This is a genomic window from Kitasatospora sp. NPDC004240 (assembly GCF_053603215.1).
Genome location: NZ_JBSGFD010000004.1, coordinates 66,471 through 80,853, shown reverse-complemented (window position 1 = coordinate 80,853; position 14,383 = coordinate 66,471). Strand labels below are relative to the sequence as shown.

Genomic DNA, 14,383 nt, shown 5'->3' with positions numbered 1-14,383 from the left:
AGCAACCACCGTGGCCATCCACCTGCGCGTCTACAGCCCGAGCGGGCCCCTGCTCGGGCTCCTGCCCTACCCGAGCGACCTGAAGGTCCAGTCCGAGCACAACGGGCCCGGAGCCCTCACCTTCTCCTACGCCCGCAACGCCCCCGGCGCCGCGCTGCTGTCCGGCGACGACCCGCGGATCGCACTCGTCATCGACGGCACCGAACGGCCGGAGCGATACCTGCTCGAGGACGACGGCGACGACCCGGCCGACGGAGGCGGCGAGGCCCGCCCCGTACAAGTCGGCTGCCGGGGATCCCTCGCCCTGCTGGAGCGTGCCCTGATCTACCCCGCCGGGCACACCCCCGGCGCGCCGGTCATCGGCCTCGACCCGCACTTCCCGTTCGTCAACGCCAGCCCCGGCGCCATCATCGCCACCCAACTGCAGCGCGCCCAGGCCCGCGGCGCGCTGCCCGAGGTCACCTGGGACTTCACCTCCGCCACCGACAGCGCCGGACGGCCCTGGCCCACCACCTACACAGCCCAGTACGACGCCGGCGGCGACCTGCTCAAGACCGTGCAGGCCATCACCGGCGCCGGCTGGGCCGACGTACGGATGGAGGGCTACCGGCTGCGTGCCTACGTGCCCGACACGGTCTGCGCCACCGACCACCCCGGCATCGTGCTCTACCTGGGCCGGGACGTCCTCAAGGGGCCCCGGCAGCGCTCCCGCCGCACCGTCCGCTCGCACCTCTTGGCCGCCGGCGACGGGGGTGCCCTGGCCGAGGTCGTCGACGCGACCGCGGCCGCCCGGTTCGGCCGCCGCGAGGCGTTCGACGGGCGTGGTGGCATCACCGACGCCGCCACCCTCGCCGAGCTGGCGCGCGTCACCCTCGGCGGCATGACCTCGGCCGCCGAGGGCTTCACCATCGAACTCGACCCGGCCGCCACCCAGCACCGCCCGGGCATCGCCTACCAGCCCGGCGACTACATCCGCTACGACCAGCGGCGCACCGACCCGGCCACCCTGGAGCCGCTGCGGGTGCGGACCATCGCCACCACCTACGACGAGGGCGGCCAGCCGACCAGCTCCCTGGAGCTGAACGACGTCTTCGTGGAGCAGCGCATCCGCATCCAGCGCCGCCTGGACGCGCTCACCAACGGCGCAGCCTCCGCCTCCCGCACCCCGCTGCCGCCGCTCGGCGACCGCAACGACACGGTGGCGCCCAAGGCGCCGGCCGCGGTGCTGGTCGGCTCGTGGGCCTACCTGGACTCCGAAGGCCAGCAGCAGGCGGCCCTGGCCGTGTCCTGGCCGAAGGTCACCGACAACGCCGACGGCACCGTGTACGACGACGCCGGGAACTACTACGTCTCCTACCTGCTGCCCGGCCTGCCCATCGGCGGCCAGGCCCCGCAGTGGTCGCCCGAGCAGGCCGTGAACGGCACCGTCGCGCACTACGACCAGCTGCCCGCCGGCCAGCGCGTCCAGGCCCGCGTGCGCACCGTCGACGCCTCCGGGAACTCCTCCGGCTGGCAGCTGTCCGAGGAGATCATCCTCGCCACCGACACCACACCGCCGCCCGTCCCGTCCAAGCCCGTCCTCGCCCGGCTGATTGGCGGCATCCGCGCTACCTGGGACGGGCGCGGCGCCCAGGGCGAGACGATGCCCGCCGACTTCGCGGCCCTCGAGGTCCACGCCTCCACCGCCGCCGGCTTCACCCCCACCGCCGCGACCGTGGTCGACCGGCTGACCGGCGCGGCCGCCGCACCGGTCACCGGCCTGAACTACGGCACCACCTACTACCTCAAGTTCCGGGCCGTGGACCGGGCGGGCAACGCCTCCGCCCCGTCCGCCGAAGTCTCCGCGATCCCGGACATGGTGATCGGCTCCGACCTCGCCGACAAGATCCTCACCGCGGGAAAGTGGGCGGACGTCGAGCGCGCCAGCCTCCAGACCTCCTTCTTCACCGGCTTCGCCTCCGACGAACCGCGGTGGGTGAAGACCTCCGGCGATGCCGACGCCACGTGGAGTACCGCCGCCCGGCCGGACGCCCCCACCGGCGCCCGCGCCCTCGTCGCCTCCAAGGTGCTGCGCCTGGAGTGGTCCGAGAACCTGCTCCTCGACCCGGCGGTCCTGTACCGCATGTCCGTGCGCGTCCGGCAGACCGCCGGCACCGCCTGCAAGATCACCGCCGGCCTCACCGGGATCGCCGCCGACGGCCTCACCCGGATCAACACCGCCGGCACCAACGCGGTCGACCTGCCCTTCACCGTCGCCGCCAACGCCACGCCCCTCGCGCCCGGAGGCGGCTGGATCACCCTCACCGGCTTCCTCAAGGGCTACGGCCCCGCCGCAGGACCCTTCTGGACCACCCAGCCCGACCCGCAGAAGCCCACCAGCCTCCACCCCAACGTGCGGTACGTCCGCCCGCACCTGCTGCTCAACGTGGACGGCGGCGCCGCCGCGGTCACCGAGATCGACATGCTCACGCTGGAGGCCCTGGAGTTCCCGGCCAACATCATCGGAGCCGTCCAGATTGCCGACGCGACGATCGTCGGCGCGAAGATCGCCCTCGCCACGATCCAGGACGCGAACATCGGCACCGTCTCGGCCAGCAAGCTGACGGTCGGCCAGCTCAAGGCCGATGTCACAGTCTCCGCCCGCATCAAGACCGCCGAGAACGGCGCGAGGGTCGAACTGAACTCCGGAGGCATCGGAGCCTGGAACGCCGACGGCGTCCAGACCGTCTCGATCGCCGCGGCCAACGGCTCCGTGAAGATCGTGGGCGGCCTGTCGAGCGGCGTCACCGGCCAGCGGATCGAGATCAACCCCGGCGGCGGCCTGCCGGAGATCCGCTTCTTCCCGACGGACGGCAGCAACTACGCCTTCATCAACGCCATCGGCGGCAACAACGGAGCCGCCTACATCGGCCTGAACTCCGGCACCTTCCCCGCCAACGGACAGACAGCGGCATACCGCCTCTACCTGACCGAGTACGTCTCCGCGCTGGAGACCATCCGCACGGACAACCAGATGCCCTGGGGCGGAGCAGTGCGGATGAACGCCACCGAAGGAGCGGCGCTGACCTACCTCCTGGAAGACAAGCTGCACAGCTACGTGACCGCCCAGAGCTGGGGGCCCACCTTCGGCCGGCGGAACGACGACGGCTCCAGCAGCGAGATCTGGCTCGACAACGCCGCCCTCCAGTACAAGGGCACCTGGCCCAACTACTGGTACGCCGAGCCCGATCGAGGGCTGTTCACCGGCACCGTCCAGATGAACAACTGGAACGCCATGGCACTCGCCTTCGGCCCAACCATGAACTCCGACATGGTGCCGATCGTGACCCTCCGGGACTCGCGCGCCCTCCGCAAGTGGCAGGTCACCGCGTCCTCCCGCACCGGCTTCACCATCGGCCTCGAATCCAGCAGCCCAGACGGAAGCGTGGGCTTCTGGGCGTTCCGCATCTGAGACAGGAAGTGACCCACATGCCCGAGCAGTACCGAGTCGTAGACGCGAGCGTTGTCCGAGTCGGCCCCACCGAGTGCTGGCAGGTGCGCCAGCAACGGCCCGACGGCGGACACCACCTCACCGTCTTCCCGACCTCCTCGCTGGAGTGGCGGGCCGCCGAGTACGACATCGACCACACCACCGCCGCCGGCATCAACCAGATCCTCGACATCCTTCTGCACGAGCCATTCGTCCCGGACCCCAACGAGCACCGCGAGCGCGATCCGGCCGCCGCCAAGGGCTTCACGGCGCCCTCCACCCAAGCCCTGCACGGCCTGCAGGTCGGCGACGAAGCGCCCATCACCCTGCACAACGCCCCCGACCGGGCCACCGCACGCGCTGCTCACCTCGAGCGCATCGCCCACACCAAGCGGACCCGCATCCAGGTTGTCTCGCCCGCTGCGACCACGGCCAAGCGCACCGCGGCCGCGCCGGCCCCGGACCCGCTGGACCTGATCCGAGCCAACCACGGCATCACCACCGCCGGTGTCACCGCCAAGACCGTCCTCGTCGAGCAGGCACGCCAGCAGCTCGGCGCTGCCCCAGGCACCGCCTCCCCGCCTCCCACCGTCCCCGCGACCTTCACCACCGCGATGTGGGACTCTGCCGTGCCCCGGCGCGATGACGCCCACCGGAGCGACAGCGGAGACGGCATGGCATGAGCGAGCGGCCCACCCCTGACCAACTCGACCACCTGCTCGGAACAGCAGACCGCCGCCGACTCACCCCGGCCGAGGCCGCCCTGCTGCGCGCCGGCGTCCGACACCTGCGGGAGCAGGGCGCCCGCTGCACCCACGAACCTCACCCCGTCGACTAACCCAGCCAGGCCCGATGATCGGAGACACCATGCAGCCCGCTACCGCGCCCGTCGCTGTCGAAGCGGACAAGTACATCGCACGCCTCGGCGCCCAGATGGCCGAGGCCTGGGGCCAAACGCAGGCGGAACTTGCGCTCGCCCGGGAGGAGAACGCCGCGCGGGCCGTCCGCGAAAGCGAACAGGCACAGCGGATCGCCGAACTCGAGGCCACCATCGCCGAGCTCCAGGCCGCCTCGACGCGACCCTAACGGTCAGCCCGGCCTACCGTCCCCCGCTGTGGAACCGGACCAGGACGACCAGCAGCCACCCGCTGGCCGACAGCACGGATGGAGGACCAGATGGCGCGAGATCACCGGTTGGCGGACTCTCCGGGACCTGATCCTTTTCCTGCTCGGGATGGCGGTGATTGTCCGGGAAGTGTGGACGCCACCAGCCGACCCCAGCGTGATCATCACCGGCCTCACCCTCGCCGGACTGCCAGCCGCGCTGTCAAGGGACGAACGACCGCCCCGGGAGTAGCCGCGCAAGCCGGCCTCCTGGAGCGCTACCGCTTCACCAGCGGCTACCTGGCCGTCTCCGCGATCGCCCTCGTGGCGACCTGGCCGCTATGAGCGCCAAACCCGACCAGCACACCACCAGCACCCGGGAGATGCGACCGTGACGAACATCCTGAACGACACCGAGGCGTGGGGCCTGCTGCTCGGCGCCGTCACCCCCTGGGCCACCGCCCTCATCCAGCAGCCGCAGTGGACCAAGCCCGTACGCGCCGTGGTCGGCGCGGTGGCCTCCGCCGTCGTCGGCGTCGTCACCGTGCTGGCCCGCGGTGACATCGCGCACGCCCAGACCGCACTGACCACCGTGGCCCTGGCCATCGTGGCGTCCAAGACGTTCTACGACGGCCTGTGGCAGCACGCCGGGGCCGGCGCACTGGAGCGGGCGACCGCCCCGGACCGCCGTTCCGGTTGGTGATCAGCCTTCGGCTGGCGCCGGCCGTACCCTAGAGTGAAGATGTGACCGCCGGGCCGACCGGCCTCGTGCTCTGGCAACCAACCCTTCGGGGCTGTCTCCTATCAGGGGAGCGCGAGAATCCGGGCGGGATTCGCACCCCGCTGGCCCGGCGGCCGCTCTTCCTAATCTCCAGTCTCCGCAGCCGATTTGGCCACGTGGTGAGGTGTTCCCACGGGCGTCCCCGGAGCGGGAGGGTAGACGCAGGCAGCCACACCGGGGCCTGCGAACCCCGGTGCCGCCACGGAGATAAGGAAGGCACCTCACGGTGACAACTACCCAGCAGGACAAGCCTGCTGCCGCCCGGCAGGATGCGCCGGCCCCGCCCGAGCCGCTCACGCCGCTGAACGACAACCGTGCCGAGATGGCGATCCAGACCGCCGACCAGGTCCTGGAGATCACCGCCGATCAGCGGTTCTGGACCAAGGCGCAGCGATCCGCCCTCGCCTCGATCGGACTCGCGAACGCACCCACCCACGAGCAGGTCGCGTTCTTCCACATCTGCAAGAGCACAGGCCTGGACCCGTTCCGCCGCGAGATCTACTACATCGCGCGCAAGCGCAAGGTGGGCAAGCAGGAGGAGCTGTTCTACACCGCCCAGACCGGCATCGACGGGTTCCGGCACATCGGCCAGCGCACCAAGCGCTTCATCCGCCGCCAGGGCCCGTTCTGGACCGGCCCCGAGGACGACCCGAAGTGGTGGGTCGAGGGCGAGGACGGCATCAACCGCCGCCGGTGGGTCGACGTCTGGCTCGGGGAAGAGCACCCGGCCGCCGCCATGTGCCGCATCGAGCACTACAGCATTGCGGGCGACCGGACGGTCTCTCAGGCCGTCGCCCTGTTCAAGGAGTTCGCCGTCACCAAGGACGAGTGGACCAGGGACGCGTACGGCGAGGGGCAGAGGACCGGGAACAAGATCCTCTCCGGGCTATGGCCTGGGATGGGCACCCACATGATCGGCAAGGTGGCCGAGGCCCAGGCGTGGCGTATCGCGTTCCCCCGCGAGCTGACCGGCATCTACGAGCACGACGAGATGGGCCGAGCGGACGTCGAACAGCGAGAGCTTGCCCGCGAAGAAGGAGCAGCCCGCCGACGCGCTGCCCGCTCGGAGTCGTCCCAGCCCGGCCCGGTGGTCATCCGAGGCACCGTCGTGGAGAGCACAACAGAGGACCGCGACCCCGAGACCGACCCGGATGGGGACCAGCAGCCGAGTCCGTCGCAGGATGACGCCGCCGGGCCACCGACATTCGAAGAGCTTCGCGCGGAGCTGCGCGCCTACGCGGCCGCCCTCGGCAGGAACGTCACTCAGGTCACCCGGCGCTGGCGCGAATCCAACGGCAAGAACACCACCGAGGCCACACCCGAAGAGCTGAGCCAGCTCCTCGACGGGCTTCGAGACCACGTCGTCGCCGCACTTCGCGCATACAACGAGGACGCCGCGCAGTACCTCGCCGCCGGCGGCATGCTCGTCCGCCAGAACCCCGACCACCGCGCGTGGGGTCGCCGCGCCGCCGATCAGGCCTGAGCGCCACCACCTACCCGCAGGCCAGCCAGCCGCCCTCGCGCGGCTGGCCGGCCTGCCCACCTTCGGGACTCACCTTGGACCCCTTGCTCATCCAGCGTGCCCGCGAACTCGCAGCCGCCGCCACCACCATCGGCCCCCACATGCTGCCCTGCCGCTGCGGCGCCCCTCGCCATGTCCACCGGGGTACGAAACGCTCGGGCGGCCACGCCCCCACCGCATGCGGAAGGTACCGCCGCGATCCGGCCGACCTCCTGCGGGAACGCGCCCAGGCCGGCACCGGGCGCAGCCTCGGACAGGACCTTGCCGAGTACGACCGCACACGCCGGCGTAGCCGCCGTGCTCCCCGGCCGAAAGGGCACTGGTCGATCGGGGCCTCCGACACCACGTCCTGCCGCAGGGCCATCTGGTACCGGGAGAACCCGCCCCCCGACTACACCCCGGCGCCCACCGACCGGCGCGCGGCCACCGCCGGGATCCTCATCCACGACTCCGTTGCCGCACGGCGCCGAGCACTCTACCCATGGCGGCTGTACGAGCAGCGCGTCACCCTGCCGGGACTCGACCGGCCGAGCCGCTACGACGAGTACGACCCGATCACCGGCATCCTGTACGACTTCAAGACCGCCGGAGACTGGCAGTGGTCCCAGGTCGGCGAGAAGGGCCCGGCCGAGGAGGTCTGGGACCAAGCGCAGCTCTACGCCCTCGCCCTGGTCCTGGCAGGCGAGTTGGTCCGGGAAGTGCGGATCATCTACTTCGAGCGCAAGAGCGGCGCCGACGAGGAGTTCGCGAGGCCCTACGACGAGAACGCAGCCAAGCGCGCGCTGGCCAGGCTGACCGCCATCGCCACGGGCCTCGACCTCGGCACCGAGCTGCCACGCGACCGTCCCGGCCCGAGCAACGACCCGATCTGCCGACGCTACTGCCCAGCCCGCATCCACTGCTGGAACATGCAGGAAGCCGCCTCGGCGGGCCGGTCCCCGGAGTCGTACACGCTCATCGAGGACCGAGCCGACATCGAGTGGGCGTTGGCGGACTACGACCGGCACCGGGCCGCGAAGTCCGACGCCGACAAGCAGCAGTCCATCGCCAAGACCCTGCTGCAGGGCGTGCCCTACGGCACTTACGGCGAGTACGAGTACGTCCGGACGGGCGGGCGTCTCAAGGACCCGGAGCCGGACCTGACGGCCCGCGTGCGGCAGCTGGAGGCGTTCTGGGACAACCCGCCCGGTGAGCGTCCCTCCCTCGACGAGCTGGACTACCCGACCAAGCGGGTCCAGACCGCCGGCCGCGACGAGGTACGGCGCGTCCGGGCCGCGAAGCGCGGCAGTAAGAGCACGTAAGGCCGCCAAACGCGGCACGCGCCGCAGGTGGCGCGCTGCACGGCCGTGGCGGGCCTGGGCCGCATCTCCGGCACCAGGCTCGCCGCGACCACACCCATCGAGCTTTCTAACGTCCATGGTCATCAAGAGAGTTGAAGGGATCTGCATCGTCATGACCAGCTCTGGGTCTCCGGCTGACTCGTCCGCCTCCGCCTGGTTCGCCTCCCGTCCTGTCCTGCCGTCCGGGGCGCCCGCCGTCCCGGTTGCGGCGCCTGTGGCAACGATCGGCGGCACGCGCGAGGCCGGCACGCCGATCTACGACTCGCTCGTTGCGGCCTACGGCGACCCGTTCAGCCGGCAGGGCCCCACCCGGGCCCGCCTCCCTCGCAGCGAGCAGGGAGCCCAGCCTCCGAGCCCTGCCGTGGAGAGCTGAACCCTCACCAGCCGTTGGGCAGTTAGGTCGACGCGACCTAACGGGGGAGGCCGCCTAGGTTCCCCGCTCATGGTTGCCCCCCGCTACATCGACTACATGCCGCTGGACGACATCCAGCCCGCCGCGCGGAACCCGAAAGGTCACGACGACGGCGGGCTGGACCTGTCCGTCGAGCAGTTCGACTTCACCGAGCCCGGTCTCCTGGATGAGCGCACCGCGCGCCTGGTGGCCGGCCACGGCCGCTACGAGACCCTGGCGCGCCGCCGGGACGCCGGGAAGGATGCGCCGGAAGGCGTGGTCGTCACCGAGGACGGCGGATGGACGGTCCCGGTAGTGCGGGGCTGGGCCTCGCGCGACGACGCCCACGCCGAGGCATACCTCATCGCCTCCAACCACCTGACCACGCGCGGAGGATGGGACGAAGCCGGCCTGGCCGCCATGCTGTCGAGTCTGGAAGCGGTGGACACCGACCTTTTCGCCGCGACCGGGTTCGACCACGGACAGCTCGATGCTCTCCTCGCCGACCTCGACTCGGGCGAAGCCGCCGGTGTTGACGCCGACGGGGACACCGAAGAGGCGGACGACGAGCCCGACCAGCCCACCCGCGGCGACCTGCTGGCTCTGGCCGGCGTGACCGTCGGCGAGCCGGAGCACCAGGTCGAGAAGGGCCAGGTCTGGGAGCTGGGGGATCACCGCCTCGTGGTCGCCGAGGTCTTCGACGGATGGCCGCGCTGGTCGCCGCTGCTCATCGACGACAGCCTGTTCCTTCCTTACCCCACCCCGCTCGCCCCGTTCGCCGACCGCGCGATGGGCCGCCGGCTGGTCATGGTCCAGCCGGAGCGCTACCTGGCGGGCCACCTCCTCGACAAGTGGGCGCGGATCAGCGGGCAGGCGCCCGTGCTCGTGGAAGACGAGTCGTGACGGCGATCCTGCCGACCGCCGGGGGGACTTTCGACCCGCATGAGGGGCCGATCTACTTCACCGCCGGCGGAGGGGAGTACAACGCCGGCCCGTACGTCCTGACCGCGGTCAACGAGCTGATGGGCGACGCCGAGGAGCAGCGGCTGCGCGGCCTCCTGGACGCCGGGATGCGGGTGCTCCTCGACAGCGGGATCTTCTGGCTGACCAACCGGCACCGGCGCGCGCACGGGGTGTCGATGGACGAGGCCCTCGCGCTGCCACCCGAGAGCATCGACGGCTTCGAGGAACTGCGCGACCGGTACGTCTACCTGGCCCGGACCTACGGGGACTGGCTGTGGGGGTACATCGAGCTGGACCAGGGCGGCCTCGTGCACAAGCGGGCGCAGCGCGCCGCGCTCAACGACCTGGGCCTGTCGCCGATCCCGGTCTACCACCCGCTGGTGGACGGCTGGGACTACTTCGACGAGCTGGCGCAGCAGTACGACCGGATCTGTGTCGGCAACGTCGTCCAGGCATCGGCCCCGGTCAGGCTGCGCATCCTGCACACCTTGTGGGAGCGGCGCCGCAGTTATCCACACCTGTGGATTCACGCGCTCGGCCTGACCGCCAACGAGTGGTGCCTGCCGCTTGCGCCGGACTCCTGCGACTCCTCCTCCTGGCTTGCCCCGCTGCGCTGGAACCACCAGCGCATCGAGACCGCCCTGCTGCGCCGCGTCGGCGACCTGCCCGCCGGCTTCCGGTACGCGCCGGGGGACACCGCCTCCTACGAGGCCGCCGCGCGCATCTGCGCGGACGCTGCCACCGCGCTCGGCCGTTGCTGGCAGCACGCGGCGCACCGCCTCGAGGAGCTGACCGGCGGCCCGGCCCCTGCCCGCCTCGACCGAGAAGAGAAGCTCCGATGAGCCCCCGCACCCCTCCCCCCGCCATCCGGCAGACCGGAGGCGGCGCCTTCGACAAGGACGAGCGGCACATCTACTTCGCCGCGGGCGACTCCGAGCACTACCCCCGCCACGTCCTGCTCGCCACCAACGACCTGCTGACCGCCGGCCACGAACGCCGCCTGGTGGCCATCCTGGACGCCGGCCACCAGGTCCTGCTGGACAGCGGCATCTTCTGGCTCACCAACCGGCACAAGCGGGCCCACCCCGGCGTGACGATGGACGAAGCGCTGCGCCTGGCGCCCGAGGAGATCGACGGCTTCGAGGAGCTGTACACCCGGTACGTCGAGCTGGTGCAGCGCCACGGCGACCGGCTGTGGGGCTACATCGAGCTGGACCAGGGCGGCCGGGACAACAAGATCCACACCCGAGGCCGGCTGGAGGGCGAAGGGCTCGCCCCGATCCCGGTCTACCACCCTCTGGTGGACGGCTGGGACTACTTCGACGAGCTGGCGCAGCAGTACGACCGGATCTGCTTCGGCAACGTCGTCCAAGCCCCCACCCCGGTGCGGCTGAGGCTCCTGCACACCCTGTGGGAGCGGCACCGCCAGTACCCCGACCTGTGGGTCCACGTGCTCGGCTTGACCGTCAACGAGTGGTGCCTGGCCGTACCGCCGGACTCCTGCGACTCCTCCACCTGGCTCGGCCCGCTGCGCTGGCCCGACGTCCGCGTCGACTCCGCCCTGCTGCGCAAGGTCGGCGTCATCGACCGCGGGTTCAGCTACGACCTCGACCAGCCGGCACACCCGACACGAGGCCGCACGGCCTGCTGCCTCATGTGCGCACAGACCGTCGAGGCCACCACCACGGTGTGGAGCGTCGCTCGGACCACCAGGGAGCAGCTGCTCGGCCAGCAGTCCTACCCGCCCATCACCGACAAGGAGAAACCATGATCACGACCCCCGGCGCGGCGACCGCGACCGTGTGGGCGGAGGTCCGGCTGCCGGGCTTCCACCACTGGCCGGCCGCTCCCGAGCACCGCGCCTACCTGCGCGCCCGGCACCGCCACCTGTTCCACATCCGCGCCAGCGTCCACGTCGGCCACGACGACCGCGACACCGAGTTCCACGACCTCGCCGACCACATCCGCGCCTGGTGGGGCCCCGGCGACCGCGAGTGCGGCCCCGCCTCGTGCGAGGCCCTGGCCCGCACCCTCACCGAGCACCTGACCGCGATGGGCCTGCGCCTGGACGAGGTGGCCGTCTCCGAGGACGGCGAGGCCGGCGCCGTCATCCGTCTGCCCAAGGAGGACCAGGAGTGAGCGACACCAGCACCCTCACCGTGCGCCACGCCGTCACCGTGCGGCACAACTTCGAGACCGCCCACCGCCTCCCGCACCTCGCCGGGAAGTGCGAGAACCTGCACGGCCACAGCTGGTGGGCCGAGATCACCGTCACCTCGCCCAACCTCGCGGCCGGCACCGTCGTGGAGTTCGGAGGGTTCAAGCGGGCCCTGCGCGAGTGGATCGACACGTTCCTCGACCACGGCACCATGCTCGGCCACACCGACCCGCTCGCGCCCATCCTCGCCGGACATGGCAGCAAGCTGTTCCGGTTCGGCGCGGACGACCCGACCGAGCAGGAGCGGCACGCCGCCGACCTCGGCTGGCCGAGCGTCGAAGCTGTCGCCGAGCTCCTGAGCCGGGTCGCCACCGACGCCCTTCACACCCTGCCCAGGGCCGCCGGCGCCGTCGTCTCCCACGTGCGCGTGTCCGAGACCGCGGTCAACGCCGCCTCGTGGACGGCGGCGCAGCCGTGAGCGCACTCGTCCTGCCGGCCAGTCTGCCCGTGGTGGAGACGTTCGGCCCCACCGTGCAGGGAGAAGGGCCGTCCGCCGGGCGGCTCGCCCTGTTCATCCGGCTCGGCGGCTGCAACCTCCGCTGCACCTGGTGCGACACCCCCTACTCGTGGGACGCCAAGCGGTTCGACCTGCGCAAGGAGATCACCCGCGTCCCGGTCGTCGACCTCGCCGAGTGGGCCGCCGCGCACCCGCACGCCCTCGTCGTCATCACCGGCGGAGAGACCCTGCTGCACCAGAAGACCGACGGCTGGCGGTCGTGGATGGCGGTGCTGCGCCACACCACTCGCCGGGTCGAGGTCGAGACCAACGGCACCCTCGCGCCCCAGCCGGTCACCCTCGGCGTGCCGCGGCTGACCTTCAACGTCAGCCCGAAGCTGGCCAACGCCGGCGACGACGAGGACCGGCGGATCGTCCCCGAGGCGCTGGCGGCGTTCGCGGAGCTCTCCCACCGCGACCGGGCCCGCTTCAAGTTCGTCGCCACCGGCCCCGACGACCTCGAGGAGATCGCCGCCCTGGTCGAGCGGTTCCACATCCCCCCGCACGCCGTGTGGGTGATGCCGGAAGGCACCACCGCCGAGCGCACCATCGACGTGGCGCGCTCCCTGGCCGAGCACGTGATCGGCCAGAACTGGAATCTGTCGATGCGGCAGCACATGCTGCTGTGGCCTGGAGAGCGCAACCGATGACCACCACCCTTCCCGACGGCATCGACCTGGACGCTGCCACCGATCACGCCGCCGGCCTGCTCGTCGCCCTCGGCATCCCGTGCGACAGCGAGTCCACCGCCGACACGCCTCGCCGCATGGCGAAGGCCCTCGCCGAGCTGACCAGCGGCGTCCACCTCGACCCGGCCCGGCACCTGAAGGTGACCTTCCCGCCCGAGGACGAGCGGCCCGGCATCATCGCCGCCGTCCACGTGCCGTTCGTGGCGCTGTGCGAGCACCACGTCCTGCCGTTCCCCGGGCGCGCGACGGTCGCCTACCTGCCCAAGCCCGGCGCCCGGATCGTGGGCCTGTCAAAGCTGGCCCGCCTCGCCCAGGAGTACGCCGCCCGCCCGCAGGTCCAAGAGCGCCTCGGCCGGCAGGTGGTGGAAGCCCTCGACTCCCACCTGGACGTCCAGGGCGCAGCGTGCCTGATCCGCTCCCAGCACGCCTGCATGACTCTGCGCGGAGCCCGGGCGCACGACGCGGCCATGGTCACCACCCACTTCACCGGGCTGCTGGACACCGACGTGGCCCGTCGCGCTGAGGTTCTCGCCCTGATGCCGTCACCGTCCTGACAGGGCGCAGCAGTTGTGCCCAAGGCGCGCGATGTCAGTGGAGGATGGCAGAGCCAGGTCGGGACCGCGAATCCCGGCCGCCTACCGGTCAAGGAGACCAACGATGTTGCTGACTGTCCCCCTTGAGGTGCCCGCAGGCGTCCTGCGCGTCTCGACCCTCCGAGCCAGGCTCCTGGAGATGCCGGCCGACGCCCTGGTCGTCGCCGAGCGCGCGACCGACGACGGGTCCGGCTGGGCCGTCGTCGGCTGGCCGGTCCAGGCCCATGTCCGCGACGAGACCGGCCGCCGGGTCTGCGTGGTCGGCCTGCCGCAGGTGAACGCCGTCGAGGACGTCATGAGCTCTTCCATGCTGTGGGGGCGGCTCGTGGACCTGCCGGACGACGCCTTGGTGGTCACGGTGTGGGAGACCGAGGACGGCCCCCGGCAGACCACCCTCGGCTGGCCGGTGGAGGACCTGACGATGGACGAGAACGGCGACCCGGCGGCCGTGGTCACCCTGCCGCCGATGGCCAGCGGCGCGACGGGCTACGCGTACGACGAGTTCGTCTACACCCTCGGCTGGGAGTAGAAGCCCCGCAGCTGCGCCCGGTGCCCCGACGGGGTACCGGGCGCAGCCATGTCCGGACTACCCGACCCTGAGGAAGCCATGAGCACCGAACTCTCGCCTGCCGCCCTGGGTGGCTGCGCCCACTGCGGCCTCCCCGAGCGCGGGCATGCCCGGCAGTGGACCGAGCAGGCAGGTTGGCACGCCTGGGTGCGCCCCAACCTCGATCAGACCCGGAGGCGGCTCCAGGAACGTCGGGCCGCCCGCTCGGACGCTCCCGCCTGACAGCTGCCGGACGACCGCCCCGAGGGT

At 71.6% G+C, this 14,383-nt stretch carries 16 protein-coding genes; all 16 read left to right on the top strand.

Going from position 1 to position 14,383, the window contains the following annotated elements:
- The first annotated feature begins 10 nt into the window (after positions 1-10).
- The 16 genes from ACWEQL_RS02120 (at position 11) to ACWEQL_RS02045 (ending at position 14,356) form a co-directional block, all read left to right on the top strand.
- Positions 11-3,451, top strand: coding sequence for a hypothetical protein (locus ACWEQL_RS02120; RefSeq protein ID WP_452148205.1), 3,441 nt, complete (start codon positions 11-13; stop codon positions 3,449-3,451).
- Positions 3,452-3,468: 17 nt separating this feature from the next.
- Positions 3,469-4,152 carry a hypothetical protein gene (locus tag ACWEQL_RS02115; protein WP_452148204.1) on the top strand — a complete coding sequence of 228 codons (684 nt, stop codon included), beginning with the start codon at positions 3,469-3,471 and terminating at the stop codon, positions 4,150-4,152.
- Positions 4,149-4,307 (top strand): hypothetical protein, encoded by a 159-nt coding sequence (locus tag ACWEQL_RS02110; protein ID WP_452148203.1) that lies wholly within the window; start codon positions 4,149-4,151, stop codon positions 4,305-4,307. Before ACWEQL_RS02115 ends, ACWEQL_RS02110 begins: the two co-directional genes overlap by 4 nt.
- Positions 4,308-4,321: 14 nt before the next feature.
- Positions 4,322-4,555 (top strand): hypothetical protein, encoded by a 234-nt coding sequence (locus ACWEQL_RS02105; protein WP_431681242.1) that lies wholly within the window; start codon positions 4,322-4,324, stop codon positions 4,553-4,555.
- A 409-nt stretch (positions 4,556-4,964) separates the two neighbouring features.
- Complete coding sequence (locus tag ACWEQL_RS02100) at positions 4,965-5,276, top strand: hypothetical protein (protein WP_452148202.1); 312 nt, start codon at positions 4,965-4,967, stop codon at positions 5,274-5,276.
- A 304-nt stretch (positions 5,277-5,580) separates the two neighbouring features.
- Complete coding sequence (locus ACWEQL_RS02095; protein ID WP_452148201.1) at positions 5,581-6,837, top strand: recombinase RecT; 1,257 nt, start codon at positions 5,581-5,583, stop codon at positions 6,835-6,837.
- Positions 6,838-6,920: 83 nt separating this feature from the next.
- Positions 6,921-8,177 (top strand): hypothetical protein, encoded by a 1,257-nt coding sequence (locus ACWEQL_RS02090; protein WP_452148200.1) that lies wholly within the window; start codon positions 6,921-6,923, stop codon positions 8,175-8,177.
- A gap of 508 nt (positions 8,178-8,685) precedes the next feature.
- Positions 8,686-9,510: a hypothetical protein gene (locus tag ACWEQL_RS02085; RefSeq protein ID WP_452148199.1), complete on the top strand. Its 825-nt coding sequence runs from the start codon at positions 8,686-8,688 to the stop codon at positions 9,508-9,510.
- Entirely contained in the window at positions 9,507-10,412 is a 906-nt protein-coding gene (locus ACWEQL_RS02080; RefSeq protein WP_452148198.1) for a hypothetical protein, read from the top strand. The genes ACWEQL_RS02085 and ACWEQL_RS02080 overlap by 4 nt, the downstream gene beginning before the upstream one ends.
- Entirely contained in the window at positions 10,409-11,341 is a 933-nt protein-coding gene (locus ACWEQL_RS02075) for a hypothetical protein (protein WP_452148197.1), read from the top strand. Before ACWEQL_RS02080 ends, ACWEQL_RS02075 begins: the two co-directional genes overlap by 4 nt.
- Positions 11,338-11,709 (top strand): hypothetical protein, encoded by a 372-nt coding sequence (locus tag ACWEQL_RS02070; RefSeq protein WP_452148196.1) that lies wholly within the window; start codon positions 11,338-11,340, stop codon positions 11,707-11,709. The genes ACWEQL_RS02075 and ACWEQL_RS02070 overlap by 4 nt, the downstream gene beginning before the upstream one ends.
- Positions 11,706-12,206: a 6-pyruvoyl trahydropterin synthase family protein gene (locus tag ACWEQL_RS02065; protein WP_452148195.1), complete on the top strand. Its 501-nt coding sequence runs from the start codon at positions 11,706-11,708 to the stop codon at positions 12,204-12,206. Before ACWEQL_RS02070 ends, ACWEQL_RS02065 begins: the two co-directional genes overlap by 4 nt.
- Positions 12,203-12,934 carry a 7-carboxy-7-deazaguanine synthase QueE gene (locus tag ACWEQL_RS02060; RefSeq protein WP_452148194.1) on the top strand — a complete coding sequence of 244 codons (732 nt, stop codon included), beginning with the start codon at positions 12,203-12,205 and terminating at the stop codon, positions 12,932-12,934. Before ACWEQL_RS02065 ends, ACWEQL_RS02060 begins: the two co-directional genes overlap by 4 nt.
- Entirely contained in the window at positions 12,931-13,527 is a 597-nt protein-coding gene (gene folE, locus ACWEQL_RS02055; RefSeq protein WP_452148193.1) for a GTP cyclohydrolase I, read from the top strand. The genes ACWEQL_RS02060 and folE overlap by 4 nt, the downstream gene beginning before the upstream one ends.
- A gap of 103 nt (positions 13,528-13,630) precedes the next feature.
- Complete coding sequence (locus ACWEQL_RS02050; RefSeq protein ID WP_452148192.1) at positions 13,631-14,095, top strand: hypothetical protein; 465 nt, start codon at positions 13,631-13,633, stop codon at positions 14,093-14,095.
- A 78-nt stretch (positions 14,096-14,173) separates the two neighbouring features.
- The gene (locus ACWEQL_RS02045; RefSeq protein WP_452148191.1) at positions 14,174-14,356 is read left to right on the top strand and encodes a hypothetical protein; all 183 of its coding nucleotides are present in this window, start codon (positions 14,174-14,176) and stop codon (positions 14,354-14,356) included.
- Positions 14,357-14,383: the final 27 nt, after the last annotated feature.

What these genes read in the sequence shown, in the direction of transcription:
- ACWEQL_RS02115 (WP_452148204.1), top strand. Translation starts at nt 3,469, where the DNA reads ATGCCCGAGCAGTACCGAGTCGTAGACGCGAGCGTTGTCCGAGTCGGC.
- ACWEQL_RS02110 (WP_452148203.1), top strand. Translation starts at nt 4,149, where the DNA reads ATGAGCGAGCGGCCCACCCCTGACCAACTCGACCACCTGCTCGGAACA.
- ACWEQL_RS02105 (WP_431681242.1), top strand. Translation starts at nt 4,322, where the DNA reads ATGATCGGAGACACCATGCAGCCCGCTACCGCGCCCGTCGCTGTCGAA.
- ACWEQL_RS02085 (WP_452148199.1), top strand. Translation starts at nt 8,686, where the DNA reads ATGCCGCTGGACGACATCCAGCCCGCCGCGCGGAACCCGAAAGGTCAC.
- ACWEQL_RS02075 (WP_452148197.1), top strand. Translation starts at nt 10,409, where the DNA reads ATGAGCCCCCGCACCCCTCCCCCCGCCATCCGGCAGACCGGAGGCGGC.
- ACWEQL_RS02070 (WP_452148196.1), top strand. Translation starts at nt 11,338, where the DNA reads ATGATCACGACCCCCGGCGCGGCGACCGCGACCGTGTGGGCGGAGGTC.
- folE (WP_452148193.1), top strand. Translation starts at nt 12,931, where the DNA reads ATGACCACCACCCTTCCCGACGGCATCGACCTGGACGCTGCCACCGAT.
- ACWEQL_RS02050 (WP_452148192.1), top strand. Translation starts at nt 13,631, where the DNA reads ATGTTGCTGACTGTCCCCCTTGAGGTGCCCGCAGGCGTCCTGCGCGTC.
- ACWEQL_RS02045 (WP_452148191.1), top strand. Translation starts at nt 14,174, where the DNA reads ATGAGCACCGAACTCTCGCCTGCCGCCCTGGGTGGCTGCGCCCACTGC.